Source organism: Kribbella sp. NPDC055110, from assembly GCF_053607525.1.
This window is the reverse complement of the sequence record NZ_JBSGTS010000007.1, coordinates 233,301-256,308: the sequence shown is the minus strand read 5'-3', so window position 1 is coordinate 256,308 and position 23,008 is coordinate 233,301. Positions and strand designations below refer to the sequence as shown.

General features: G+C 66.4%; 26 protein-coding genes, 1 tRNA gene and 1 riboswitch. Of the genes, 13 read left to right on the top strand and 14 right to left on the bottom strand.

The genetic code is table 11. The features are described 5' to 3' along the window. Window positions 1–22: 22 nt before the first annotated feature. Both ACWF0M_RS14140 and ACWF0M_RS14135 read right to left on the bottom strand, forming a co-directional pair. A complete protein-coding gene (locus ACWF0M_RS14140; RefSeq protein WP_452236053.1) occupies window positions 23–565 on the bottom strand; it encodes an N-acetyltransferase family protein in 543 nt (180 codons plus the stop codon). Beyond that, window positions 562–1,827: a helix-turn-helix domain-containing protein gene (locus tag ACWF0M_RS14135; RefSeq protein ID WP_452236052.1), complete on the bottom strand. Its 1,266-nt coding sequence runs from the start codon at window positions 1,825–1,827 to the stop codon at window positions 562–564. Before ACWF0M_RS14135 ends, ACWF0M_RS14140 begins: the two co-directional genes overlap by 4 nt. Window positions 1,828–2,347: 520 nt before the next feature. Here ACWF0M_RS14135 and ACWF0M_RS14130 point away from each other — a divergent pair. The 5 genes from ACWF0M_RS14130 (at window position 2,348) to ACWF0M_RS14110 (ending at window position 5,192) form a co-directional block, all read left to right on the top strand. Further along, the gene (locus ACWF0M_RS14130; RefSeq protein ID WP_452236051.1) at window positions 2,348–2,665 is read left to right on the top strand and encodes a hypothetical protein; all 318 of its coding nucleotides are present in this window, start codon (window positions 2,348–2,350) and stop codon (window positions 2,663–2,665) included. 156 nt (window positions 2,666–2,821) lie between these two features. Beyond that, a complete protein-coding gene (locus ACWF0M_RS14125; RefSeq protein ID WP_452236050.1) occupies window positions 2,822–3,478 on the top strand; it encodes a bifunctional DNA primase/polymerase in 657 nt (218 codons plus the stop codon). Continuing rightward, window positions 3,423–4,106, top strand: a complete 684-nt coding sequence (locus ACWF0M_RS14120) for a hypothetical protein (protein WP_452236049.1) — start codon at window positions 3,423–3,425, stop codon at window positions 4,104–4,106. Before ACWF0M_RS14125 ends, ACWF0M_RS14120 begins: the two co-directional genes overlap by 56 nt. Window positions 4,107–4,113: 7 nt before the next feature. Continuing rightward, on the top strand, window positions 4,114–4,563 hold the full coding sequence (locus ACWF0M_RS14115) for a hypothetical protein (protein ID WP_452236048.1): 450 nt from the start codon (window positions 4,114–4,116) through the stop codon (window positions 4,561–4,563). Between the two features lie 251 nt (window positions 4,564–4,814). Further along, window positions 4,815–5,192: a DUF3024 domain-containing protein gene (locus ACWF0M_RS14110; RefSeq protein ID WP_452236047.1), complete on the top strand. Its 378-nt coding sequence runs from the start codon at window positions 4,815–4,817 to the stop codon at window positions 5,190–5,192. A gap of 237 nt (window positions 5,193–5,429) precedes the next feature. Here the strand turns inward: ACWF0M_RS14110 and ACWF0M_RS14105 are convergent, their stop codons facing one another. The 6 genes from ACWF0M_RS14105 to ACWF0M_RS14080 form a co-directional block, all read right to left on the bottom strand. Beyond that, on the bottom strand, window positions 5,430–6,104 hold the full coding sequence (locus tag ACWF0M_RS14105; protein WP_452236046.1) for a hypothetical protein: 675 nt from the start codon (window positions 6,102–6,104) through the stop codon (window positions 5,430–5,432). A 256-nt stretch (window positions 6,105–6,360) separates the two neighbouring features. Then, the gene (locus ACWF0M_RS14100; RefSeq protein ID WP_452236045.1) at window positions 6,361–6,903 is read right to left on the bottom strand and encodes a hypothetical protein; all 543 of its coding nucleotides are present in this window, start codon (window positions 6,901–6,903) and stop codon (window positions 6,361–6,363) included. A 9-nt stretch (window positions 6,904–6,912) separates the two neighbouring features. Then, a complete protein-coding gene (locus tag ACWF0M_RS14095) occupies window positions 6,913–8,271 on the bottom strand; it encodes a NucA/NucB deoxyribonuclease domain-containing protein (RefSeq protein ID WP_452236044.1) in 1,359 nt (452 codons plus the stop codon). Window positions 8,272–8,534: 263 nt separating this feature from the next. Then, window positions 8,535–8,699, bottom strand: a complete 165-nt coding sequence (locus ACWF0M_RS14090) for a hypothetical protein (RefSeq protein WP_452236043.1) — start codon at window positions 8,697–8,699, stop codon at window positions 8,535–8,537. A gap of 151 nt (window positions 8,700–8,850) precedes the next feature. Further along, a complete protein-coding gene (locus ACWF0M_RS14085; protein ID WP_452236042.1) occupies window positions 8,851–10,194 on the bottom strand; it encodes a helix-turn-helix domain-containing protein in 1,344 nt (447 codons plus the stop codon). Between the two features lie 324 nt (window positions 10,195–10,518). Beyond that, window positions 10,519–10,591, bottom strand: a tRNA-Lys gene (locus ACWF0M_RS14080). A gap of 355 nt (window positions 10,592–10,946) precedes the next feature. On the opposite strand from ACWF0M_RS14080, the gene ACWF0M_RS14075 reads away from it, so the two are divergent. Further along, a complete protein-coding gene (locus ACWF0M_RS14075) occupies window positions 10,947–11,384 on the top strand; it encodes a G5 domain-containing protein (protein WP_452236041.1) in 438 nt (145 codons plus the stop codon). 38 nt (window positions 11,385–11,422) lie between these two features. Here the strand turns inward: ACWF0M_RS14075 and ACWF0M_RS14070 are convergent, their stop codons facing one another. Further along, window positions 11,423–11,842: a pyridoxamine 5'-phosphate oxidase family protein gene (locus tag ACWF0M_RS14070; RefSeq protein ID WP_452236040.1), complete on the bottom strand. Its 420-nt coding sequence runs from the start codon at window positions 11,840–11,842 to the stop codon at window positions 11,423–11,425. A 72-nt stretch (window positions 11,843–11,914) separates the two neighbouring features. On the opposite strand from ACWF0M_RS14070, the gene ACWF0M_RS14065 reads away from it, so the two are divergent. The 3 genes from ACWF0M_RS14065 to ACWF0M_RS14055 all read left to right on the top strand — a co-directional run bounded on the left by ACWF0M_RS14065 (window position 11,915) and on the right by ACWF0M_RS14055 (window position 13,955). Beyond that, entirely contained in the window at window positions 11,915–12,859 is a 945-nt protein-coding gene (locus ACWF0M_RS14065; protein WP_452236039.1) for a DUF5937 family protein, read from the top strand. A gap of 15 nt (window positions 12,860–12,874) precedes the next feature. Next, window positions 12,875–12,986: riboswitch (TPP riboswitch) on the top strand. After that, on the top strand, window positions 12,977–13,180 hold the full coding sequence (gene thiS / locus ACWF0M_RS14060) for a sulfur carrier protein ThiS (RefSeq protein ID WP_452236038.1): 204 nt from the start codon (window positions 12,977–12,979) through the stop codon (window positions 13,178–13,180). (Overlaps the previous riboswitch by 10 nt.) A gap of 1 nt (window position 13,181) precedes the next feature. Beyond that, window positions 13,182–13,955, top strand: coding sequence for a thiazole synthase (locus tag ACWF0M_RS14055; RefSeq protein ID WP_452236037.1), 774 nt, complete (start codon window positions 13,182–13,184; stop codon window positions 13,953–13,955). On the opposite strand, the gene ACWF0M_RS14050 is transcribed toward ACWF0M_RS14055, so the two are convergent. Beyond that, window positions 13,930–15,786: a DUF6807 family protein gene (locus tag ACWF0M_RS14050; RefSeq protein WP_452236036.1), complete on the bottom strand. Its 1,857-nt coding sequence runs from the start codon at window positions 15,784–15,786 to the stop codon at window positions 13,930–13,932. The genes ACWF0M_RS14055 and ACWF0M_RS14050 overlap by 26 nt on opposite strands. 61 nt (window positions 15,787–15,847) lie before the next feature. Here ACWF0M_RS14050 and ACWF0M_RS14045 point away from each other — a divergent pair, with 61 nt between their 5' ends. Continuing rightward, on the top strand, window positions 15,848–16,234 hold the full coding sequence (locus ACWF0M_RS14045; RefSeq protein WP_452236035.1) for a RidA family protein: 387 nt from the start codon (window positions 15,848–15,850) through the stop codon (window positions 16,232–16,234). On the opposite strand, the gene ACWF0M_RS14040 is transcribed toward ACWF0M_RS14045, so the two are convergent. Next, window positions 16,231–17,103 (bottom strand): serine hydrolase, encoded by an 873-nt coding sequence (locus ACWF0M_RS14040; RefSeq protein WP_452236034.1) that lies wholly within the window; start codon window positions 17,101–17,103, stop codon window positions 16,231–16,233. The genes ACWF0M_RS14045 and ACWF0M_RS14040 overlap by 4 nt on opposite strands. After that, window positions 17,100–17,972: a LysR family transcriptional regulator gene (locus ACWF0M_RS14035; RefSeq protein WP_452236033.1), complete on the bottom strand. Its 873-nt coding sequence runs from the start codon at window positions 17,970–17,972 to the stop codon at window positions 17,100–17,102. The genes ACWF0M_RS14040 and ACWF0M_RS14035 overlap by 4 nt, the downstream gene beginning before the upstream one ends. Window positions 17,973–18,089: 117 nt before the next feature. Between ACWF0M_RS14035 and ACWF0M_RS14030 the strand changes: the two genes are divergently transcribed. Next, window positions 18,090–19,058, top strand: coding sequence for an MBL fold metallo-hydrolase (locus ACWF0M_RS14030; protein ID WP_452236032.1), 969 nt, complete (start codon window positions 18,090–18,092; stop codon window positions 19,056–19,058). Here ACWF0M_RS14030 and ACWF0M_RS14025 read toward each other — a convergent pair. Further along, a complete protein-coding gene (locus ACWF0M_RS14025; protein ID WP_452236031.1) occupies window positions 19,048–19,791 on the bottom strand; it encodes a GNAT family N-acetyltransferase in 744 nt (247 codons plus the stop codon). The genes ACWF0M_RS14030 and ACWF0M_RS14025 overlap by 11 nt on opposite strands. Window positions 19,792–19,842: 51 nt before the next feature. Then, complete coding sequence (gene pdxR, locus ACWF0M_RS14020; RefSeq protein WP_452236030.1) at window positions 19,843–21,231, bottom strand: MocR-like pyridoxine biosynthesis transcription factor PdxR; 1,389 nt, start codon at window positions 21,229–21,231, stop codon at window positions 19,843–19,845. A gap of 81 nt (window positions 21,232–21,312) precedes the next feature. Between pdxR and ACWF0M_RS14015 the strand changes: the two genes are divergently transcribed. Both ACWF0M_RS14015 and ACWF0M_RS14010 read left to right on the top strand, forming a co-directional pair. Further along, a complete protein-coding gene (locus tag ACWF0M_RS14015; protein WP_452236029.1) occupies window positions 21,313–22,599 on the top strand; it encodes an FAD-binding oxidoreductase in 1,287 nt (428 codons plus the stop codon). A 16-nt stretch (window positions 22,600–22,615) separates the two neighbouring features. After that, the gene (locus ACWF0M_RS14010; RefSeq protein ID WP_452236028.1) at window positions 22,616–23,002 is read left to right on the top strand and encodes a DUF1622 domain-containing protein; all 387 of its coding nucleotides are present in this window, start codon (window positions 22,616–22,618) and stop codon (window positions 23,000–23,002) included. Window positions 23,003–23,008 lie beyond the last annotated feature (6 nt).

Genomic DNA, 23,008 nt, shown 5'->3' with positions numbered 1-23,008 from the left:
ATCGAGGCCTTTCTTCGAGAGGTCAGTCGGATTTGCTGTCGTTCAAGGGGAGGATGTCGATGTCCTCAACGGGCCAGTGTGCGTAGGTTTGCGTGGTGCCGACCTTCTTCCATCCCCAGCGTTGATACATCGCATGAGCCTGTGCACCCGGGCGGGAGATGAGACTCGCGAAGGCTTCCGGTCGGTCGGCGAGGAGAGCGTCGACGAGCTGGCGGGAGAAGCCGCGGCCACGAAAGTCCGTGTGGACGCCGAGCTCGATCACCGCGAAGAGGGGGCCTGAAGCAATATCGTCCGGCGGCGGGTCAGTCTTGACGCCGGTCCACCATCGTCCAGGAGGAAAGGTGAAGCCGTACGAGAACCCCACGAGCCGCCCGTCGGTCTCTCCCGCGACCAGGACGAAGCCGTCAAGGCCAGCATGCTTCGTGATGCGGATCTCGAACTGCTCGATGTCATCGTCCGACATCTCGTAGGGAGGTTCGGAGTAGGCGTTCGCGTAGAGCGGCTTGAGTCTAGGGATGAGATCGAGCGTCTCGGTCCCCGTATGGCGGGTCAGCGTCAGGGTCATGCTCTCTCCGAGTCGAGTCCGGCTTGACATGTCTGGTCGGCAAAACTGACACCTCGTGAGGTCCGCGATGCGCGTGCTGCCCGGGCTACCGCCCTGACGTGATGACGCGCGCGTCGTGAACCAGTCGCGGCCACGGACTCGAGGTGTGGCGTGAGGACCTCGGCAGCTCCGACGACGTCGACGGAGCTGACCATCGACCTAGCCAGCAGCGTCGTATAGAGGAGTCGATTCCGCTGGAGGTGCAGCGGGATGCGGTCGATCATGTCTCGATAGAGCGACTGGGAGCGAGTTGCATCGTCGAGTAGCCCGTAGGACAGCGCTCGAAGGCCGTCATACTCCGCGCGGTCATAGAAGTCGAGCCACTTCGGGTCGTCATCGGCTGGAGCATCCGGCAGCAGATTGGCCGCCTGGCGCTGCAAGCGATCGAACTGCGTTGGCTCGTGACGAGCGGCCCAGGCAGCGGCCTCACGGATGAGCAGCAGGGACCTCAGCCTGGGCGATGCCCAACCACTAGCGACTGCCGTTGCCCGTTGTGCGAGAAGCAGGCCCTCAGGGACACGGCTCAGGCTGAACGTTGCCTGATTCGAGAGGCTGCTGAGCGCAAAGACTTCTGTCTCGAGGTCGTTGGCCAACTGCGCTTGGAACAAGGCGTGCTGCCAATGGAGGCGGGCGACCGTCTGGTCGCCCCCGTCCAGGTTGAGCCACCCAGCCATCATCGAGAACTGCGCCGCCAGGGACTGTGCCTGCTGGGTCAGTTCGTACGAGGCAAGTCGCGATTGGACAACTTCGTCGGCTCGCCCCGCCAGCTTGACCGCGAGCGTGCACAGCGCATCGGTCCCGCCGTACTCATCACTCAACTGCTGGAGCCGCGGCACGGTCGCTCGAAGTGTCTCGAGTTCTCGCTCGGCATCGGCGAATCGCATTCTGTCCGGACGCTCGCCAAACGCGCTCCACACCGAGGCAGCAGCAGACGCGCCGACACCACTGAGGAATTGCCGTCTGTCCGTAGCGTCCTCCTTGCTTGGTGCCCGAGCCGGACCAGCTTTGGGTGCAAGGCCGGCAAGATCGCGTGGAATACCCAGACCATCACAGAGCGACCGGATGGTCTGAATGGTCGGGGTCGGGATCTTGCCGTTCATCAACCGCGAGATCGTCGACTGAGTCAGGCCCGTGGCCTCACTCATCCTCATCTGCGTGACACCCGTGGCAGCGCTAATGGCACGAAGTGCAGCAGACCAGTCCCAGTCGTTCAAGGCATCCACGACGTCTTCATGAACCAGTACGTCGGCCGGCACTTTGAACGTCGCGTTCGAGGGCAGGTCACGACGTGCGACGGCACACGCTCCACAGGCCGAGCCGCGGTTGTGCCGGCTCAGTGGTGCCTCACAGTGTTCGCATCGTCGCACGGAAACTATTGTCGCGAGCCCTCTCCGTTGGCGCTATGCAAGCGTGCATAACGCGGCCACCCACTCATGCGGATACGCATCGTGACCACGGTAGCCGCACCTGCACTCTCTGTAGTGTGACTGATCGTCCCAGGCACTGCCACCGCGCCGTTGCGGCGCCGCCCACGCCTTGCGCCCGTCCACGGACGCCCGCCCTCGATGTGGAGTCATCCGGCGATCCTGACTGCCAGGTCTGCTTGTGGCTCGACGCTCATCTGATCGCCGAGTGGACCGGACCGAGCGCGAAGGCCGAGGACTACGCGGCACTTCTCTCCAGACAGTTCCCCGGTCTCCACATGACCCGTGGACTTGCAATCGACTCCGCGGTGATTCACTGATGCGTCGATTCGAGCTGTTCAGCAAGCGCGATCCCTCCGGCGGTGTCGGAACGGGGATTGTTGCCATTGGCGTCGAGTTCCCGAGCGACGAGCAGGGCACTGCCTGGGTTGCGCTCAAGTGGCTCGGCGCAAATCCAGGCATCGCGTTCTGGCCGAGCGTTGACGATCTTCTCGAGGTTCATGGCCACCTCGGCGCCGCCGAGGTTCTCTGGCTCGACCCTGACGAGGCCGACCAATCCGAGGAGTCCAGCGCCGAAACCACCCAATGCCACCAGGGCTACGGTGCGTTGACGGCAGCCGGCAAGCGTCACACCTAGACAGCGCGGCCGGCGTGCTGGCAGATCCCTGAGCCCGCGCCGGTCGCGCCCACCAACAACCAACGACGGCGCTCCATTTCAAGGAGGACTTCGTGAGGCAGATGTCTGCCGACGGGGGTCAGTGGGCCATGATGGTTCCCACTGGAGGTGTATTTGATGGTTCGCAGAACAAACAGGCTGCTCATGGCGGCACGCGCGTACGTCGAGCGTGGAATCGCCGTCATGCCAGCATCGCCCATGGTGCCCGACCCAGCTGGTACCAGTTGGCGTACCACGTGGATGTGCGGTTGCGGCGACCGGTACTGCGAGACTCCTGGCGCACACCCACTGAAAACAGAACCGCTGACTCAGCTGAGGCAGGTATCGGCCGCCTACGACGTAGCCGCCACTCCGAACCTCCTGATCGCGTCGGGCCCGGAGGTTGCTATCTGGCGAGTTCCACTCGCGCCCGGCTCCTACGCAATGCGTCGACTCGAGCAGCAACGCCTGACGATCTGGCCGCCAGTCATGCGGCTACCGGACCAAGGCTGGATCTTCTGCACGGCACCGACCAAACAGCGCGTTGCGCTCGCCGACGTCGAACTGGTCCTCGAGGATGCGCCGGTCCTTGCACCACCGTCACGAGGACCGAATGGCCGAAGGCTGCGATGGCTCTGGAGCCCGCGCTTTCCTGCGGTCCCACTGCCGGAGGCAGACCCAGTGCTCGCGGCCCTCGCCATCGGCTCGATGGACGAGCTCCGGGTAGCTGGGGTGGCCGATGAGCACCCCGACGTGGCTTCCGGGCCGACTGAGCCAGCCCGCACCGGCCGCTGACGCTCGGCACGATCGATTCCCTCCGCCGACCGTTGGCGGCTGGTGCGAAGACGCGCGCGACGACCCGATCACAGGTCTGGTCGCCTGGCCCGGCTTCTTCACCCGCCTGCCCGGCCTGATCGCCGACGCCATCGGTCACGGCGACAGGGTGGGCCTGGCGATCGGCGATGTCGACAATCTCAAGGACTATGTCGAAGGCGCAAAGGCCGTCGACGCCCAGTCCTTCGGCCACCTGGCCGGCAATGCCTTCATGGGCCGCCTGGGTACCCTGGCCCGCAACTGGCTCTGGTGCTCGAGCCTCGAACACAGCTGCCTGGCCACCTTCGGGGGCGACGAGATCGTTCTCCTCGCGACGACGACGGATGAGCAATCATTTCTCTCCCACGTCGGAGGCTTGCGCGACCAGCTGTGCGCGGGCCTACCGCGGACCGTTTCGTTCGGCGCAGGCGTGATATCACCAACCGATCTGCCCACGACCGTGGTCGGAGACCACTGGTGGCGCGAGTTCACGGTCCACACAATCGGGGCGATCGAGCACACCCTCTTCGACCACAAGCACGCCCGCACGGCAGGAGCCGCAATCGCACAAGGCTTTGTCGCGCACGCATCCCTTGACCCGAGCCGCTGACATCCCGATGGACCAGCCAGTACGACGTCGCGACCGCACAGCCGACGGATCGGCTGCCAAGCAAAGTGCGCGCAGTCGGCGCGTCCACACCGCCGGCAACTGCTATTCGCTGACCTGTAACTGTGAACCCGCTGACCGCAAGCAAGCAGTCAAAGGACCACGCGCCTATGCCTACGTGTGCGGGCCTCTCCTCATCTGCCAACCCCAGATCACTCGCATCAGAGAGCACCTGACAACCTACGCGGCCGACGCAGGCCTCGAACTCGCCGCGGTCTTCGTCGAGGACGACTGGCTGTGCCTGTCGGCGTTCGAACGCCTCTTCGAAGCAACCATCCGCGACCAGGTCGACATCATCCTCCTACCGAGCATGCTGCACTTCACAGCCCTCGGCTCACCACGCTGGATCAAGCCGTCCTTCGAAGCAGTCACTGGGGCCCGCATCATGACGATGCCCTGACTCCCCTTGCCAGGGCCGGAGGCGATGCTTCAGGTCTCACGGCGCAGAATTGCACTGACTCGCAACCCGCCCTCAGCCTCACCACGCGGATCTTCGCTGACGTCCCTAGGACGCTAGCTTCCGACACTGCGCACAGCGTCAAAATCAGACGCCTTCGCCCGGCAGAGATGCCCCCCGCCAGATCCTTAGTCGCTGGGAGCCGCCTGCGCCACGCGAACTGCTGCGAGAGACATTCCGATGACGTAGCGTAGTTGTCCCAGCACTTCTCGAGGAGGCGGTCGCCATGGGCGTCTCGACGGGCTCTACGACGGGTCGCACGAGTACAACGATGGTGCGCCGCAAGGGTCTCTGAGCACGCTCGCGACCAACTACGCGTCGAATGCGAGCTCGCTCCGCGGCACCTAACGATCGTTGAACGGCGCCCATCCTGGCGCGAGGATCCCGGGCCAGACTGGACCAGTTCCGCAATCGCCCGCCTGCGCTACAACGCCACCGACAAGTCCTGGACGTTGTACTGGGCCGACCAGCACCAACGCCTCTACGCCTACGACCAAGTCGGCCCGTCTCAGAGCATCGACGACCTACTGACCGAGATCGACCGCGACCCCACCAGCATCTCCTGGGGCTGACCGCGCCTCCATAAGATTGCTCTGTCTCACGCGAAACAACTGGTTCAGCAGGAGTCGACGGCTGCGCGTCTCGTGTAGGTAGACCGTGCCACTGAGACAGCCACATGCTTCGCGTCTCATCGCTGACGGAGTTGGCGTCACGCTGACCGCCGTATATCGCTCCGTTATCGACCGTGAGTCGTCAGCGACCGCGAGCGGGTGTGCTCTGCCTTGTTTCGTTTAGCTTGTCTGCGGCGCCTATCGCTCAGACGGCTCAGGGAGTGGGCCGGGATCTTCCTTGCTGGCTTCGACTTTCGGATCGATCAACCCGAGGCTCGTTGGCCGATCGCTGCTGCTCGCCGGCGCGACGGTCGGGCAAGGTGGCAAAACGGTTCCTGTATAGGTGGGGCTAATGCTGCCGAAGATGTACTGCCCGTCGTAGATCACAACGCGGTATGAAACCGTTGACCCAACGGGGCTCGGAGTTTTCGTGTTGCCCCTCCAACGACCTGTGCTGTCCGTCGTGAAGCTCTGCAGCACGAACCATCCCCCCGTGCTCGTATTTAGTTGCTGAACGGAGCCGGTGCGTCCGCCATAGTTGATGAGCCCATGCGGCGCTATGGCGTAGCGCTGTGCAAACACATCGGAGTTGACGCCGGCAGCGCAATCGTCGTCGGTGGTCGGCAGTCCCTCAACCTTCGAGATCATGCGAATGTCGGTTGTGGGGGCGTTCTGGGGGATTGATGCGTCGGCTGGCTGGTTCTCGGCTGGTGTCGAGGTCCCGGTTGCAGGGGTCTCGCTCCGCACGGCGATCGCTGGGTTCGTCGGGGAGAGGGCCCCTGCGGGTTGCCAGGTCACTGGTGCGAGACTCGCGTTGTCGTAGACGCTCCAGGACTCGGGATAGTTGAAGTTGAAGAACAGTTTGTTCGTCACGACTCCGTCCGCGCGTTTCGCCTCCCACCGTGCGTCGACGACACCAGCTGCAGCGCAGTCCGCGCCGAGTGTGACCGCCGGGGACTGTTGAGGAGCTGAGATGTGCACTCGTGTGGGCACATTCAGGGTGCACGACGCTGCGGCTGCCCGCTGTCCGACAGCGTCACTGGAAGACACGTCAGCGGACAGGAGCCCTGCAGCTAGCAGCACCGTCAGAGGCAGTAGGGCAGTGGGCCGCGCGATCACCTTCGAGCGCCTAGTAACCAAGGTCATCCGCCTCTTCCTCCAGATTGATCCAGTCCAGGTACTGATCCGTCAATTCGGCGCGGTACTCCGTGCTATTGCCGCGGAGTCCGGCGACTGTCGCGGCGACGAGCGTCTCGACATCTTGGTAGGTCTCATGGGGGATCTCGGGCGTGTCATCGAACATGATGTTGAGGCCGCCGTCGCCACCCGGGCGGACTCCCAGGTGGCACCCGCTTGGGTCGAACGCGAACGGTATGAGCGGATCGCGTCCCCAGAGATCGGTCATTGTCCGGCAGCCTTCATAACGGACAAGAGCCTCGTCGATCGTGAGCGGATACCAATTGCCGATGAAGCAGAATCCTCCGGCTCCGCGGGTTCCTGTGCCGGCATGCTGATCGTATAGCTCACGTAGTGACGCTGGCAGGTCGCCGACCGCTGCGGCCCACCTGAGCGCTTCGCTCTCTGTGATCGGCGGTCGGAGGTCTGCCAGGATATGCGGGCTCCTCTGACGGAGCTCGCCCTCGATTGCTTGCCAGTCTGATTGGATGCTCATCTCTAACCCCTAGTACACGAAGACCCTGAACCCGTCCATCTCAAGGATGCGGTCATAGTGGTACCAGGTGCCGCGCAACCTGCCTTCGTCAGTGTTCTTCTTCGCGGTGATGTACTTAACCGAGTAGTTGGTCTCCGGGTCGTTGAATGTTCCTTCGTACGTTGATGCGAACGGATACTCATCACAGGATTCGTCGGACTGCTTCGGGAACCACTTCGAGCACTGATACACCGCACGATCACGTTGGGCCTTGTTCAGGTTGCCGTCGACGGTTCGTGTGAGGTTGTACGGGATGATCTTGTTGCTGCCAGGCGGGTTCGGCGGCGGCGCGGTTGAGTTCGGGTTGTTCAGCGCGTCGTAGATATGCTTGGCGACTTCGTCAACGACAGGGTCGGCCTTCGACAGCGACCAGGTGGGAACCACGCCCGCGAAGATGCACGCAGACGGAGTGAAGTCAGACCGCTGAGAGCCATCGCATCTGACGACGGTCTGCAGAGTACCCAGGTTTGCGATCGCTCCCGGGTTCGCCGGGTTCGTCGCTTCGAATTTCACCCGAAGGTTGAGTCCGGTCTTTCGGTCCGGATTGTCTGTTGTCTCGGTCGGCAATGGGACGGTCGTCTTGAACTCCAGCATCTGGCCGGCATCAAGATCGGCCAAGATCGCGTCTTGCGATGAACTGGGCTGGCTGCCGCAGCTTGCGCCGTCTCCCTCGTGGCCGTACACAAAGTCACAAGAGAGCCTGGCGATCAGTGTCGTGGTGCCAGGTGTGACTTTGCTGCGTTCTGGGGAATGGGCTTGGTCGACGTAGATGCGGACGACGACCTCGTTGGTGCTCTTCGATCCCCATCCGATGACTGTGAGTCGGTAACTGACCTTGCCAGTTTCGTACGTCTTGTTGTTGATGGTCTCGTACTTGTACAGGTCGACCTCGGTCCAGGTACACCATTGGTAGTGGTTGTAGATCCGCCCGGGTCCGTTGTTGGACTGCCACGCCCAGTAACTCCCCTGACCGAGACGGCGGCACTGATCGACTGTTAGGTATGTAAAGATGTCTGGGACGTCGGGTTCGCTAGCCGCGGCAAACTTGCTGTTCCCTGCCGTCGCTGGATCAACGGAGCTCGCATCGACGTTGTAGCTCTGCACCGTCTGAGCGGCGTACGCATTCATGGCGCGCTGGAAGTCCTCCGCGGTCGCCCCGGCCGGCAGCTTCTTCATGGACGGCACCGGCTTTGGTGGTGCCAGCGCGACCGGCTGCGGTGCCGTAACTACTGAGGCAGATGCCTGACGCGGAGCCTGCTCGGCCCCGGCCGAGGTGGTCGACGCGCTCGCAATGGAGGCGGAAACGAACAGTAGGGCACCTGCGGCCATGCGAAGTCTTCTCACAGAACAGGCTCCTGACAGAGAGGGCGGACTCGTCGCCTGTTCAATCGCGGGAAGTTCCCACTTCGTTACGGTCAGCTATGTGAACCATTCACAATCAGGACTAGGCCGCAGCCGCGCTGCGGGTCCTGACAGCTGGTCGTCGGCATTACTGTGCAGCCGAACTGAGGCCACCGTTGCGGGAGGGCGACCGGAGCGTACCCTCCCGCAAGGCGATCATCGGTTCGTTGCTGGGCGTGGAACCTGGTCGATCAGCGTAGGGCCGCCACGACCAGCGAGGTGAGTGCCCGGATCAGCGGGGCGAGCGCCGTGAGGAGCGGGGTGAGCGCGCTGATCAGCATGGTCACGTCCTTGAGCCGCGCTCGCGCGGACCGCCGCGTCCTCTTCGACGTCGGCCTCCGGTCAGTCGTCGACATAGATCGTCCCTCCAGGTTCGCACTCGAGATCCTGTTGATCTCGGGCTGCTATCCAAAGAAGGCCGAAACTTGGGTCGGTCTGTGACACCGAGTCTCCAGAAATTTCGGACCGCGGTGGGTCTCCGCCTGCTTCGGCGATGCGATCCGGCTCTCACCAGAGGTCGAGGTTGGCGAATTCTTGGTCTAGGGCCGCGGCTGCTGAGGGGTTGTGGATTCGGCGGCCCATGTAGACGTCTTGGGTTATGGAGACTTGGGCTTGGCCTAGGTGGTCGGCTATTTGGCGGGCGGATTGGCCTCGGCGGTCTAGGGCGGTGGCGGTGGTTTTGCGGAAGGTGTGGGAGCGGATCCAGGTTAGGGCGTCTGAGGGTGAGGGTTGGGATGCTTGGTCTACCTGGGCGCTGAGCGCGGGTGATGTGTCGAGGTTGATGCGATAGGTCTTGACGAGGGTGGCTACCAGTTCGCGGTCGAGCTTGATGCGGCCGTTCTCGATTAGCTCGAGTCTGGTCTTTGGCCAGCCGAGCTTCATGACGACCTGCTTGCGGGTAAGGCCGGCTTGGAGGCGGGCGGATCGGAGGGTCTTGCCTAGGTCGCGGCGGGCGGTGCTGGCTACGGGGAACAGTGCTCGGCGGAGGGCTCGGCGGACATTGGAGGGGTCTCGGAAACTTCCGAGGGAGTCGGCGAAGATGGGTTCGTCGAGGCGGACGCCGGCTGCGTGGCGTCGGCGGAGCATGGCGACGGCCCAGTCTGGGAGGGGTAGAGCGCGTTCGCCGGCCTTGGACTTCGGGGCCTTGCGGATCAAGCCTTGGCCTGGGACGCGAACCATGGTGTGAGTGATCTCAACGGCGCCGGACTCGAGGTTGACCTGTGACCAGCGGACGGCGAGCGACTCGCCGATTCGGACGCCTGCGCCGAGCATGAAGAGGACGAGGTCCGGCAGGTCGGCTCGTTCGGCGGCTTCGTCGGTGGTCAGGAGTTGCCGTAGGCCGGCGATCTCTTCGTTGGTGAGTGCTCGGGGCGGGTCCTTCGGGCGGGCCTCGATCGCTTCGACCTCGCGGACCGGGTTGACGGTCAGGGCGCCGTACCGGACGGCGAGCTGCATCATGCCGGAGACGACTGCGCGGCAGGTCTTCGCTGTAGATCGGCCGGCGTTGCGCTTGATGGTTCCGATCACTCTGTCGATGCGGGGTGTGGTTGCCTCACCGATCAGGAGTTCGCCGAGGGCGGGCCGTACGTGATTCTTGATGGCTGTGCGGTACGTCGTCGGTGTTCGCCGGCCCTCGGCGATGCGTTCCTCGAACTTCTCGATCCAGAGGTCGATGAGGTCGTTGACCTTGTCCGTTGGGCTCAGCTCGCCGGACTGTGTGAGCTTTGCGCGGTCTCGCAGCTTCGTGAGTAGGCGGTGCTCGGCTGCGGTCTTGGTCTTGGCGGAGGCGGTGACCTCACAGGTATGCCCGTCGTGGTCACGAAAGTACGCGGCGGCGCGCCAGGCGACCACTTTGCCTTTGTCGTCCTTCCTCTCGGCTCGGGGATCGGACGTTGCCCCACGTTCCGATCGGAAGGTGCGGTCTGCTCATCTCAGCCGTCCACAGTCCAGCTGCACGTGGGAGCTCAACGGTTGGGCGGGCCGGAGATCGGGCGAAACGAGAGCAGTGCGACGCGATGCGAAACGTCGCTCAGCAACGCGCAGCCAGCTGGCTGCGTGGAGCCGCCGAGTCCTCTCAGACGGGCATGCATCGGCCACTCTGAGTATTGGCAGAGTTTGCGCAGACCCAACTTTCCAGGTCGAGGCGCCGATCTGCCTCTGACCTGCGGAAACTTGTAGGCCCCGTGGGACTCGAACCCACAACCCGCGGATTAAAAGTCCGCTGCTCTGCCAATTGAGCTAGAGGCCCTCATCTGGTGAGGGGAACAGTGTGTCAGGTTTGGTGGGGGTTTGCTTGGTGGGGGGGTTGGGGCGAGGGGTTGCGTGGGGCGGCGGGTGGTGGTACAGATCGGAATTCGCTCGGGTTGTCCGGGTGCTGACAAGTCCTGCCGCGGGGGGAACCGACGGCGGGTTTGGGGGGATACATCGTGTTGTTGCTGCGTGCTGCGTTGGGGTCGGTTGCGGTGGTGGCGGTCGTTGGAGGGTGCGGGGCGGATCCGGGTACGTCGGGGGCGGGTGAGCCGGCTGCTATCGCGAGCGTGCGGGTCAGTGTGACGCCCACGCCGAGCGGCACGGCGACGCGGGGCACCACATCCGCTCCGAAGGTGAGCGTCAGGCCGTCGGTGACCACGACGAAGGAGGTTGTGGAGTTTCGGGTGATTCCGTTCAAGAAGAAGACGGTGACGGACAGTTCGCTGCCGAAGGGCGAGAAGGAGGTCCGGACCGTGGGGGTGGACGGTACGCGGCGGCTGGTTTATCGGGTCACGCATGTGAACGGCGTACAGACGGCTAAGCGGCTGGTTCGGCAGGAGGTGGCGAAGGAGCCGCGTTCGCAGGTGACGGCGGTGGGTACGAAGGTCGAGGAGCCGCAGCAGTCGGGTGGGTGCGATCCGAATTATTCGGGCTGCGTTCCGATCGCCAGTGACGTCGACTGTTCGGGCGGGAGCGGTAACGGGCCTGAGTACGTCGACGGTCCGATCGAGGTCGTCGGCTCCGATATCTATCGCCTCGACGCCGACCATGACGGGATCGCCTGCGAGTAGGTCACTCACCTCGGGCTCATACAAGGCGCGGCGAGCTGTTAGTCGATGACGGCTGTGGTGATGCGTCGCGGGGTGATGTCGAACATCGAGTCCTCGGGTGGGTTGGCCAGGTATGCCGCGCGGTGCTCCTCCGGGAGGTACTTCTCCACCATCGCGTTCAGCAGGTCGGCGCTGAGCGGAAGCAGCCGCGCCACACCCTGCATGTTGACGTACTTCGCAGTCGGCCCGTCCGCGGTCTGGATCGAGAGCGACAGCTGACCTGTGCCGGTCCGGTGCAGTCTGGTCTTCTTCGACTTGGCCGGCGTCATCACCTGGAACTTGTTGTCGTCAGGCAGGTGGCGGAACCACACCGGCGTCACGTGCGGCGACCAGCCCGGGTCGTCGACCGCCAGCACGGCCACCAGCGGCCGCGCCAGGAACTCTGCTACTTCGTCGTCGTCCATCGCTCGAAAACCCATGAGAACCACGTTCCCACCAGCCACCGACACAACTCCGCCATACTGATGTGTCGTGACGGGAAGCGAGGCGCGGTGCTCACGTACGTCCTGAACTCGCAGGATCTGGCGGACGTCCGGTTCGCGGTGTCGCCAGTGGCGGAGATGGTCCTGTCGTTGCGGGCCCTCCGGGATCCCGGGCGCTTCCCGCTGCAGCTCGGGTGGGTCCGCGCCGTACAGCCGCAGGTCGCCGCCCTCGACTGGTCTGTACTGCGTTGGCTCGTCAACGACACCATGGGCAGCCCGGATTTCCTGACCCCGCGACCGACCTCGCCGCTAACCCAACTCTCTGACGAGCTCGACGTGATCGCCAACGTCACCGCTCCAACGTTCGAACGGCAACTCGTAGCAGTCAACGGAGAGCTGCCAGAAGACCTCACTGTCGACAAGGTGGTCGTGGCGTTGAACCAGTACTGGGACGCTGTGATGGCGCCGTACTGGAGCCGCATGCGCACCCTCCTCTCCGCCGACATCAGCTACCGCGGTCACGTCGTCACCCAGCAAGGAACCGGCGCGATGCTCAACGGGCTGGGCCCCGCGATCACGTACGCCGACGGGCTGCTCAAGGTCGACCGCGTCGCCGAGCAGAGCCGCACCGAGCACGTTGACGGCCGCGGGCTCGTCCTGCAGCCGACCCTGTTCGGACCGCACGCCGTCATCCCGTTCGACCCCGGCGCCGAACCGCTCCTCGGCTACCCGCCACGAGGCCAGGCCCACCTGTGGTCCGTCGTCGAGCCACCGTCGCGCGACGACCTTGCCCAGTTGATCGGTACGCCGAGAGCGCACATCCTGCAGCTCCTGACCCATCCCCGTACGACGACTGATCTGGCCGGCGAACTGCAGGTGACGCCGTCCGCGGTGAGCCAGCACCTCCAACTACTGCGCCGTACTGGACTCGTCGAACCGCAACGCACCGGCAAACAGGTCCTCTACCGCCCGACGGAACTCGCAGCGCTCCTGACCGGCACGCAAGTCGACTGAGCCGTCAGCTATAGTCGAAACGTCCGCGGGAGCTCGCAGGAAGTGGGCTGAGAGGGTGACCGATCCGTCACCGACCGCTGAACCTGAATCGGGTAATTCCGGCGTAGGGAGGAAGCGATGGAGTCCGTGTGGGTGAACGGTGCGGCGGTCGACGTACCGCCGGGCAAGTCGGTGGCCGAGTTGATCGCGGAGTACTCCGATCGCGCCACCGGGATCGCGGTCGCGGTGAATCAGAGCGTGCTGACCAAGGCCGAGTGGGCGCAGACGACCCTGCGCGCGGGCGACCGGGTCGAGATCGTCAGCGCGACGCAGGGAGGCTGACATGGATGATCCACTGGAGCTCGGCGGGCGCACGTACACGTCGCGGCTGATCATGGGGACCGGCGGTTCGGCCAACCTGGAAGTATTGGAGGAGGCGTTGATTGCCTCCGGCACCCAACTCACCACGGTCGCGATGCGCCGCCTCGGTACGGGGCACGAGGGCTCGGTGCTCGACGTACTGAAGAAGCACAACATCGCCGTACTGCCGAACACGGCCGGCTGCCACACCGCCGCCGAGGCCGTGCTGACCGCGAAGCTGGCCCGCGAGGCGCTCGAGACCGACCTGATCAAGGTCGAGGTCGTTGCCGACGACCACTTGTTGCTGCCGGACCCGTTCGAGCTGCTCGATGCCGTGGAAGCCTTGGTGGCGGACGGTTTCACCGTGCTGCCGTACACGAACGACGACCCGATCCTCGCCCGCCGTCTCGAGCAGGCCGGTTGCGCGGCCGTCATGCCGTTGGCCGCACCCATCGGTTCGGCGCTCGGCATCCGGAACCCGCACAACATCGCGCTGATCGCCGAGGCGGCCAACGTCCCGGTGATCGTGGATGCAGGCATCGGTACGGCGAGTGACGCCGCGCTGGCGATGGAACTCGGCTGCGACGCGGTCATGCTCGCGACCCCGGTCACCCGCGCAGAGAAGCCTGCCCTGATGGCCGCCGCGATGCGCGACGCCGTCTCCGCCGGCCGGAACGCGCGCCTCGCCGGCCGCGTGCCGAAGAGATGGCAGTCGGCGCTGGCGTCGTCGCCTACAACTGGCCTGCCAGCGTTTTAGCCTCGGCCGCGTCCACCGCCCGGTCCAGCAGCAGCGCGGTGAGCGACAACGTCAGGTCCTGATTCGGTTGGAGCACCAACGGCTGGTCCCACGCGAGCGCCGGGCACGCGCCGACGTACTCACCGGATCGCACGAACCACGGCCACACCTGATCCGGCTGCAGCAACAGCAGGCTGACATCACCCTGCACGAACGCGAGCCATGGGCTACAAGACCCGAAGGCGGCATCCACCCCGTCACCGTCGGCATTGAGCACAGTCGTCTCCGCAGCCGGCAGTCGCCAGAAGAGACCGCCGTACCCCGCCTCGGCCCGACCCGAAGTCGCCGGGCTCTCGATCTGGATCGAGCCGTAGCGGGCGGTGAGGACACTGCGCCAGTCGAGTCGCCAACCACCGAAGGCGAGATCGCCGGTGAGGCGTCGACGTTCGACGAGTTGCGGTCGGCCTTGTTCGTCGTACCAGGTGATGTCGTCGACCAGCTCATGGTCGTTGACGGTGACGCCGCGGCTGCGTTGCTGACCGTGGTTGGTGAGGAGGGTCGGGCCTTGGCCGCGCACGTAGGTCCGCCCGCCCCAATGGGACGTGCCGTTGACCTGCGCGACGGCGAGCGAGACGCCGTAGTGATGCCGATGGTCGACCGGGCTGACCTCGGTGAGCGGGTGGCCGCCGAGCGTCCGGACCGGATGCAGGTACGGCCGCGGCGCGTGCACCTGCGGCATCCGCCGTCCGAACTCGTACCGCGCCAGCAACCCAGCCGAACTCTCGAGCGCGAAGATGTCCCCCTGCTGCTGCCACCCGATCTGATCAGCTGACGCCTGCGAACGCGGCTCCTGCGGCACCGGACCAGTGCTCGCCCGAACCGCCAGCCGGAGCTCCGGTACGGCGTCCGCCTCGCCCGCCCCAGCCGTGATCGAAGCATGCAACCGCTGCCACGCAAGCTCCCCGAGGTCCTTCTGCGGCACCCGCACAGTCGTCAGCGACGGTACGGCGAACCGCGCGAGCCCGATGTCGTCCATCCCGGTCACCGACAGATCAGCCGGTACGGCGACCCCGACCTCGTTGAGCCGCGCCAGCAACCCGAACGCGACCAGATCGTTGAACGCGACGACCGCGGTGACCTGAGCTTCGAGCACCCGCTCCACCGCGGCATACCCGTCCTCGATCGACCGGCCGCACTCGAGCCGGACGAGCTCCAGTCCCGGGATCTCCCGCTCGGCGACCGCGAGCGCCTGCAGCCGCAGCACGTTGGACGCACTCGCCGCCGGGCCGGACAGGAACGCGAGCCGCCGGTGTCCGAGACCGACCAGGTGATCGACGACGATCCGTACGGCGCGGCCGTAGTCGACCACCACCGACGCTACCTCCGCCGGCCCCTGGCGGTTGACCAGGATCACCGGCTGCACCTGCGGCAGGAGCTCGAGCAGCCGCTCCTCGTCCATCCGTGGCGACACCATGATCAAGGCGTCGCAGCGCCGCCGGGCCTCGATCGCGATCGCCGCCTCGGCGTCCGGGTCCTCGTCGGTCTCGGCGACCAGCACCTTGTACCCGGCCGCAGCGGACGCGTTCGTGATACCGCGCAGGATCTGCTGGAACAGCGGGTTGCCGAGGTCCGGGACGACCAGCGCGACCATGTTCGTCCGGCCTAACGACAGGCTGCGGGCCAGGTCGCTCGGCCGGTAGTTGAGCCGCTCCGCCGCGGCGCGCACCCGGGCGACGATCTCGGGTGCGACACTGAGGCGCCCGTTCATCACCCGGGACACGGTCGCTCGCGACACCTCCGCCGCCCGCGCGACGTCGGCAATCGTGATCGAGTCCTTCGGTGTCCGTCCCACCCCCGTATCCTCTCCCGATGGAAACCGGTTTCTCAACCCCTGTCCGCGGTATATCTGGTCCATGAGTGAGCTGGAGTATCCGCAGGTGCAAGGCGTTGCCCCAGGCAACGGTTACAGCCACGTGGTGACCGGGACCGGCCAGTGGGTCGCGATCTCCGGGCAGGTGGCGCTGAACGAGGCCGGGCAGTTCGTCGGCCGCGATGATCCGTCAGCGCAGGCGGAACAGGTGTTCGCGAACCTGGAGCGCTGCCTGGCAGCGGTCGACGCGACGTTCGCGAACGTGGTGAAGCTGACGTACTTCGTCACCGACATCAGCCACCTGCCGGAAATCCGCGTAATCCGCGACAAGTACGTCCCGGGTCCGAAGCCCGCGAGTTCGGCGGTGCAAGTGGCGTCCCTGTTCAGCCCGCTGGCCCTGATCGAGATCGAGGCCTTCGCCATCATTTAGCGCAGTACGTCGACCGCTACTCGAGCGGCCTCGCCGATCGCGGCGTCGACGCGGGGCTGGCGGAAGTCGCCGCGGGCGGCGAGCGTGAAGACAGCGATCGCGAACGCCGCCCCGCCGGGCAAGGTCACCACGCCGGCCTCGTGCCGCAACGCACCGAACGTTCCGGTCTTTCCTGCGACGCGTACGCCGTCGTGCGGGAAACCGGACGCCAACCGGTGCAGGAAGACCTGCCGGTGCATCGTCGTCTTCACGAACTCGGTCTGCTCGGCCGACAGCAACTCCCCCGCCCACAACCGCCGCAGCAACAGGGTCAGGTCGCGGGCACTGGCCGCTGACCCGTTCGCTGCCTCGTACACGCCGACCGGATCGGTCCGATCGTTGTCCGCGAGTACGGCGAGCGCCGCATCCGCATCGTCCGCGCCCGTACGGCGTTGCAGGTCTCGCAGGTTGGCCGCCGTACCGCGCCGGACCCAGGTACGGCGCAGGCCGAAGGACTCCAGGATTCCGGCCAGCCGGCGCAGTCCGACGATGTCGAGCAGTGCATCGGCCGACGCGTTGTCCGACACCGTCGCCATCGACAGGGCCAGATCGCGCAGGGACACCGTCACCGGGTCCGCGAACGCGGACAGCCCGGTCGGTCCAGCGGTTCGCGCCGACGGCTCGAGCGTCACCCGTTCGCGCGGATCCAGCTCTCCCTGGTCCACCAGCTTGCTGAATCCGACGAGCAGCGGAAGCTTGTAGACCGACGCCAGCGGGACGACGACATCCGCATCGAGCTCGACGCTCAGCTCAGGTTCGTCCAGCGAGACCGCATGCATCCAGCCGCGGACACCGGCGTCCTCGAAGATCCCACGGATCCGGGCGTTCACGACGCCAGCGCTTCCGTGAGCCGAGCCATCACATCGTTCGGGCGGAGGAACGGCGTACGCGTCCTCGACCAGACGAGGCGGAGACGCAACGGCAACGGATCGTCGGCCAGTCGGTGGCGCCCGACGCCCGGTGCGATCAGTGCCGGGTCGGCGGTCACCACGATCGCCTGACCGGCTGCCGCCATCGCCAATCCAGCGCGCTCGTCCGTCACCACGACCGTGCCGCCGTCGGGCCGGTGCAGTGCCAGCGTATCGAGGAACAGGTCCCGCGCCGCCGGCGCCTCGGCCCGCGGCCGGACCGCGATCGGCAGCCCCTTCAACTGCCGCAACGCCACAACCTCACCGTCCACGGCCGAGGCCGGAACGAGCGCCCAGGTCGGCAGGAGCGTTACTGGTCCAGCCTCCAGACCGTCCAGTACGACGGGATGCTGTACGGCGGCCAACGTCAAGCGGCCCGTGCTGACCTGATTGACCAGCGAACTCGTCGGCGCGGTCACCACCGTCACGCGACTGCCCGGAATCACCGAGCCGCAGGCCGCAGCCACTGCCGCGCCCGCCGATGGCGGCACCTCGGGCGCCAGACCGATCCGGATCTCGGGTCCTTCCGGATCACGCGCGACGGCCGCCTGGTGCAGCTCCTCGATCGAGGTCAGTGCGCGCCGCGCGTACGGGAGCAGCGCGACGCCGGCGGGCGTGAGTTCGACGCCACCAGCACCGCGTTCGAAGAGCTTCGCGCCGACCAGAGCCTCGAGGCGGCGCAGGCCCTGGGACAGCGGCGGCTGGGTGATGCCTACGGCCCGCGCCGCGTCGCCGAAGTGCTGCTCCTCGGCGAGCGCGATGAAGATCTGCAGATGCCTTTCAGTGATCATGACGTGACTGACCTGCGGTGATATGTCCAGCCAATCGCTCCATGCGCAAGAGCATATTCGACATGCCCTCGCGACCTCGCCTTGACTGAGGCCTCAGCGACGACGAGAGGAGACAGCGTGAAGGTGAGTCGGAGAGGGATGCTGGCAGGAGCAGCGGCCGCCGGAGCCGCGGGCGTGGCGGGGGCGATCGGCCTCGAGAACCGGAGCGAGGCGGCGACCGCGCAGACGGGCGGGACCGAGGCAGCGGGTAGGGCCGAGGAGGTGGGCGGGGCCGTCCGGGAGTCGGTGGAGCTGACCTGGTTCGGGACGCACGCGTGGCAGATCCGGTGCGGCAAGAGCGTCGTACTGACCGATCCGTGGCTGACCCGGTTCCACACCGGGACGTTCACCCCGGAGGGCGCCGATCCGAAGACGAAGCTGGTGATCAAGCCCGAGGTGATCGACCGGCACCTGAGCACCGCCGACGCGATCCTGGTCCACCACGGCCACTACGACCACATGGCCGACGTACCGTACGTCGCGACGAAGACGCAGGCCACCGTGCTCTGCACCGAGACGCACGCCAACCTGCTGCGCGCGATGAAGACGCCGAACGGCCTGCTGTCACCGGTCCGTGGCGGCGAGTACCTGCCGTTCGAGGGCTTCGCGATCGAGGTGTTCCCATCGCTGCACTCCTGCGGCGGCAAGCGGCACACGTACGCGTACCCCGGCTACCGGTACGACGTCCCGCCGCGCCCGCGCGTGATCGAGGACCTGGTCGAGGGCGGCACGCTCGCGTTCGTGATCACGATCGGCGGCCTGCGCATCCTCAGCCTCAGTACGGCGAACTTCGACCCGAACGCACTGCGCGGCCTCCAGGTCGACGTCGTACTGGCGGCTCCGGGCGGCGAGCCGGGCATCACCGATCGCCTGCTGCAGACGATCAAGCCGGTCCGGAAGGTGATCGCCACCCACTGGGACGACTTCGACAAGCCGCTCGACGACCCCGGCATCCCATGGACCGACCTGACCCCGCTCCGCACATCCGTCGAGAAGACGGGCGCCGAGTTCGTCGTACTCGATCACCTGCAGCAGGTCACGCTTTGACGCGGTAGTGGTAGCGCGAGACGGCCTGGAAACCCAAGCGGTCGTAGAGGATGCGGGCCGGGGCGTTGGCCTCGACCACCTGGAGCCAGACACGGTTGACACCGAGAGTTGTTGCCTTCTGCAACAAGCCGTGGATGGTCGCCTGGGCGAGGCCCTGGCGGCGGTGGGCTGGATCGACAGCGAGGCAGTAGAGGCCGGCCCAGTCGTCGACCAGAGCGAGGCGGCCGACGGCCTGGGTCTGCCGGCCGGCCGAGATCGTGGCGTACAGCGCACGACCGCGGTCGAGAATCTGCCGGGCAACGGGCCGCGCGGCCGGTCCGCCGTGGCCGTCGACCGTCCACCACAAGTCCATCCAGGCGTCGTCAGGCGCCGAGGAAATATTCACTGCGCTCGTCGGCTCGGGCAGCTTCGCGAGCACGTCCACGATCTCGGCGCACATCACCAGGGTCGGTGTGCGAAGCTCGTACCCGCGGGCCGCCAGGTACTCGTCGAGGTCGCCGGGCTGGGCCGCCGGACCCATCTGGAAGGACGGCGCGATCTGGTGCGCGGCGTACAGGTTTTCCACGTATTCCAAGGCCCTGTCGAGGTCGAACGGTGCACTCGCGGGCAGGACGGAGTTGGCTCGCATGGTGACGCCTGCGCTGCGGCGGACCAGCCAGCCGTCGAGCTCGGTGCTGTCCGCGGCGGGCCAACCCTGGTTCATGAGGGTGTCGATACTAGCTGTGGCGATCACTCACCAAGATTAGAACCGCCCGGATCGAAATGCAATTGATAGGATAGTTATTCATCGACTGCGGATCGTCGCGACCACGTCCGCGAGCAACTCGATGCCCTCGACAACTTCTTTCTGGGAGAGCGAGCCGTACCCGAACACCAGCCCGGCGGGCCCTTCTCCGGACACCCAATACGGCGCGAGCCCGTACACGCCGAGCCCCCGCTGCAACGCCGCGTCGCGCAGCGCATCCTCGCCGAGGTCGGGCGGCAGCCACGTCATCACGTGTAGTCCGGCCGAGACGCCGACCGGCTCGAGCTCCGGCAGCCGCACCGCCAACCGCTCGACCAGCGTGTCCCGCAGCGTCCGGTACCGCGGCCGCATCCGCCGCAGGTGCCGGTCGAACTCGCCCCGCGCCACGAAGTCCGCGAACGCCAGCTGATCGAACACCGGCGACCCTCGATCGTCCATCAGCTTCGCCTGCGCCATCGGCTCGACCAGCCACGACGGCAGGATCAGCCATCCCAGCCGCAACCCGGGCGCCAACGTCTTGCTCGCGGTTCCGGCGTACGCGACGCGATCGGGCGCGAGCCCCTGCATCGCACCGATCGGCTCCCGGTCGTAGCGGTACTCCGCGTCGTAGTCGTCCTCGATCACCAGCCCGCCCCACGCGACCAGCGCCGCCCGCGTTTCCGCCGACGCGACCGCTCCGGTCGGGAACTGATGCGCGGCAGTCACGAGTACGACGTCCGCGCCGGATCGTTCCAGTGCGTCGACGTCGATGCCCGTCTCCAGCATCGGTACGCCGACCACCTCGAGCCCGGCCGCGCGCGCGACCTCTCGCAGGTCGTTGTCGGACGGGTCCTCGACCGCGAGCCGCCGACGCCCGTGCGCGGCCAGCACCTGCAGCAGTAGCCGCGAGCCCTGCGCGAACCCGTTGCAGATCAGCATGTTTTCCGGGCGCGCCGCCGTACCGCGGACCCGATTGAGGTAGTCGGAAAGCGCTGTACGGAGTTCGATCGTGCCGCGTCCGTCGATGTAGGCGAGGCTGCGGTACGGCGTCTCGTTGAGCACCCGCCGTACCGATCGGAGCCACGCGGCGCGCGGGAACTGGGAGACGTCCGGACGGCTGTAGCGGAAGTCGATCCGCGGCGGACCGCTCGCGGTGTGAGCGGCGGACGCGGCCTCGACCACGGCGACGTCGGCGACCTGCGTGTACCCGCCGGCGCGGCTGATCAGATACCCCTCCGCGACGAGCTGCTGGTACGCCTCGACGACCACGCCGCGGGACAGGCCGAGGTCCTGCGCGAGGGCGCGCGTCGACGGCATCACGGTCTCGGCGCGCAGCAGTCCGGCCCGGATCCTGGTCCGGATTCCGCTCTCGAGCTGCTGGTGCAGCGGGACGCCGCTGTCGCGCTGCAACTCGACCAGGAGCTCGCCTGCTCCGGAACTGGTCCTCATTCGGCTCACAGAACTGGACCTTATCGACGTACCGCTTCGCTGTCAGGGTGGTGGAGACGACGAAACCACCAGGGAGCTGAGATGACCGAGTTTCTGCGCACCGGCGACGCCGGGTACGACGAGGCGCGCACCGTCTGGAACGCGATGATCGACCGCCGTCCCGCCGTGGTCGCCCGGTGCACCTCGAGCGAGGACGTGGCCGAGGCAGTCCGGTTCGGGCGCGCGGCCGGGCTGGAGATCGCGGTCCGCTGCGGCGGGCACAACATCGCCGGTCTCGCCGTGCCCGAGGGCGGGCTGATGATCGATCTGACGCCGATGAACGCGGTCCGCGTGGATCCCTCGGCGCGGCGCGCCTGGGTGCAAGGCGGCGCGCTGCTGGGTGAGCTGGACAAGGCGGCGCAGGAGTACGGGCTCGCGACGACGGCCGGGAACGTCTCGCACACCGGGGTCGGCGGGCTGACACTCGGCGGCGGAATGGGTTGGCTCGCACGGCGATTCGGGCTGGCCTGCGACAACGTCATCTCGTACGAGGTCGTGACTGCCGACGGTGACGTCGTACGGGCGAGTGCGGACGAGAACCCCGAGCTGTTCTGGGGGCTGCGCGGGGGCGGCGGAAACTTCGGAATCGTCACGTCGTTCGAGTTCCAGCTGCACCAGGTGGGGACGCGGGCGCTGATCGTCGAGTTCACGTACCCGGTGTCGGCGGGGTTCGACGTACTGCGCGGATGGCGGGAGCTGAACGCCGACGCGCCACGGGAGGCGACGTTCACCGCCAACATCACGGCGAACTCGTTGACGGTTGGATACGTGTGGGTCGGCGAGGGCGGGTACGGCCTGCTGCCGGCGTTCCGCGCGCTCGGTCCGGTGCGCGACGAGCTGGTCGAGGAAACGACGTACCTGAAGCTGCAGACACGGGACGACAACGTCCAAGGACACCGTTTTCGGCGGTACTGGAAGGGGCACTACTTCAAGTCGCTGCCCGACCAGGCGATCCGCGCGTTGCTGGACAACCCGGGGGTGTCCGCGAGTCTGCAGGCGTACGGCGGCGCGATCGCCGACGTACCCACGGAAAACGCTGCATTCAGTCACCGGGACACGTTGTTCGAGTTCGTCACCGCGACCCGGTGGGAGGATCCGGCCGAGGACGAGGAGTGGATCGGTCGGCTGCGCGGGTACGCCGCGACGCTGGCGCCGTACGCGAGCGGGGCGTACGTGAACACGCTGAACGACGACCCGATCCACCGCGCATTTCCGCCCGCGACGCTGGAGCGGCTGGTCGCGCTGAAGACGGCGTACGACCCGGCCAACGTGTTCCACCTGAACCAGAACATCCGGCCCGGCGAGCCGACCGCGGAGTCCGCTGCCTGACTGGTAACTGTGAGGAATGGACTTCGAGCAGGTCTTCGCGGACGTCGCCCGGACGATCGAGGGCGCCGGCGTGGTCATCATGGCGATCGGCCTCGCCGTCGTCCTGGTGCGGTACTGCTACGACGTCGTCCGCCCGAGCCGGGGCCCCAGCTCGTCGGAGAACCGGGCCGAAGGCCTCGGGAGCTACCAGCAGTTGCGGGTGAATCTGGGGCGGGTGATCCTGCTCGGGCTGGAGATCCTGATCGTCGGGGACATCATCCGGACGATCATCGTCGAGACCTCCGTCCAGAGTGTGCTGGTGCTCGGCCTGATCGTGGTGATCCGGACCGTGCTCAGCTTCGCGCTCGAAGTGGAGATCTCCGGATCGTGGCCGTGGCAGAAGCGCCGGGCCGACGCGGCATGATGGAAC

What these genes read in the sequence shown, in the direction of transcription:
- ACWF0M_RS14100 (WP_452236045.1), bottom strand. Translation starts at nt 6,903, where the DNA reads ATGAGCATCCAATCAGACTGGCAAGCAATCGAGGGCGAGCTCCGTCAG.
- ACWF0M_RS14035 (WP_452236033.1), bottom strand. Translation starts at nt 17,972, where the DNA reads ATGATCACTGAAAGGCATCTGCAGATCTTCATCGCGCTCGCCGAGGAG.
- ACWF0M_RS14115 (WP_452236048.1), top strand. Translation starts at nt 4,114, where the DNA reads ATGGACCAGCCAGTACGACGTCGCGACCGCACAGCCGACGGATCGGCT.
- ACWF0M_RS14140 (WP_452236053.1), bottom strand. Translation starts at nt 565, where the DNA reads ATGACCCTGACGCTGACCCGCCATACGGGGACCGAGACGCTCGATCTC.
- ACWF0M_RS14095 (WP_452236044.1), bottom strand. Translation starts at nt 8,271, where the DNA reads ATGGCCGCAGGTGCCCTACTGTTCGTTTCCGCCTCCATTGCGAGCGCG.
- ACWF0M_RS14055 (WP_452236037.1), top strand. Translation starts at nt 13,182, where the DNA reads ATGGATGATCCACTGGAGCTCGGCGGGCGCACGTACACGTCGCGGCTG.
- ACWF0M_RS14045 (WP_452236035.1), top strand. Translation starts at nt 15,848, where the DNA reads ATGAGTGAGCTGGAGTATCCGCAGGTGCAAGGCGTTGCCCCAGGCAAC.
- thiS (WP_452236038.1), top strand. Translation starts at nt 12,977, where the DNA reads ATGGAGTCCGTGTGGGTGAACGGTGCGGCGGTCGACGTACCGCCGGGC.
- ACWF0M_RS14090 (WP_452236043.1), bottom strand. Translation starts at nt 8,699, where the DNA reads ATGTCGACGACTGACCGGAGGCCGACGTCGAAGAGGACGCGGCGGTCC.
- ACWF0M_RS14010 (WP_452236028.1), top strand. Translation starts at nt 22,616, where the DNA reads ATGGACTTCGAGCAGGTCTTCGCGGACGTCGCCCGGACGATCGAGGGC.
- ACWF0M_RS14015 (WP_452236029.1), top strand. Translation starts at nt 21,313, where the DNA reads ATGACCGAGTTTCTGCGCACCGGCGACGCCGGGTACGACGAGGCGCGC.
- pdxR (WP_452236030.1), bottom strand. Translation starts at nt 21,231, where the DNA reads ATGAGGACCAGTTCCGGAGCAGGCGAGCTCCTGGTCGAGTTGCAGCGC.
- ACWF0M_RS14125 (WP_452236050.1), top strand. Translation starts at nt 2,822, where the DNA reads ATGGTTCGCAGAACAAACAGGCTGCTCATGGCGGCACGCGCGTACGTC.
- ACWF0M_RS14070 (WP_452236040.1), bottom strand. Translation starts at nt 11,842, where the DNA reads ATGGGTTTTCGAGCGATGGACGACGACGAAGTAGCAGAGTTCCTGGCG.
- ACWF0M_RS14120 (WP_452236049.1), top strand. Translation starts at nt 3,423, where the DNA reads ATGAGCACCCCGACGTGGCTTCCGGGCCGACTGAGCCAGCCCGCACCG.
- ACWF0M_RS14130 (WP_452236051.1), top strand. Translation starts at nt 2,348, where the DNA reads ATGCGTCGATTCGAGCTGTTCAGCAAGCGCGATCCCTCCGGCGGTGTC.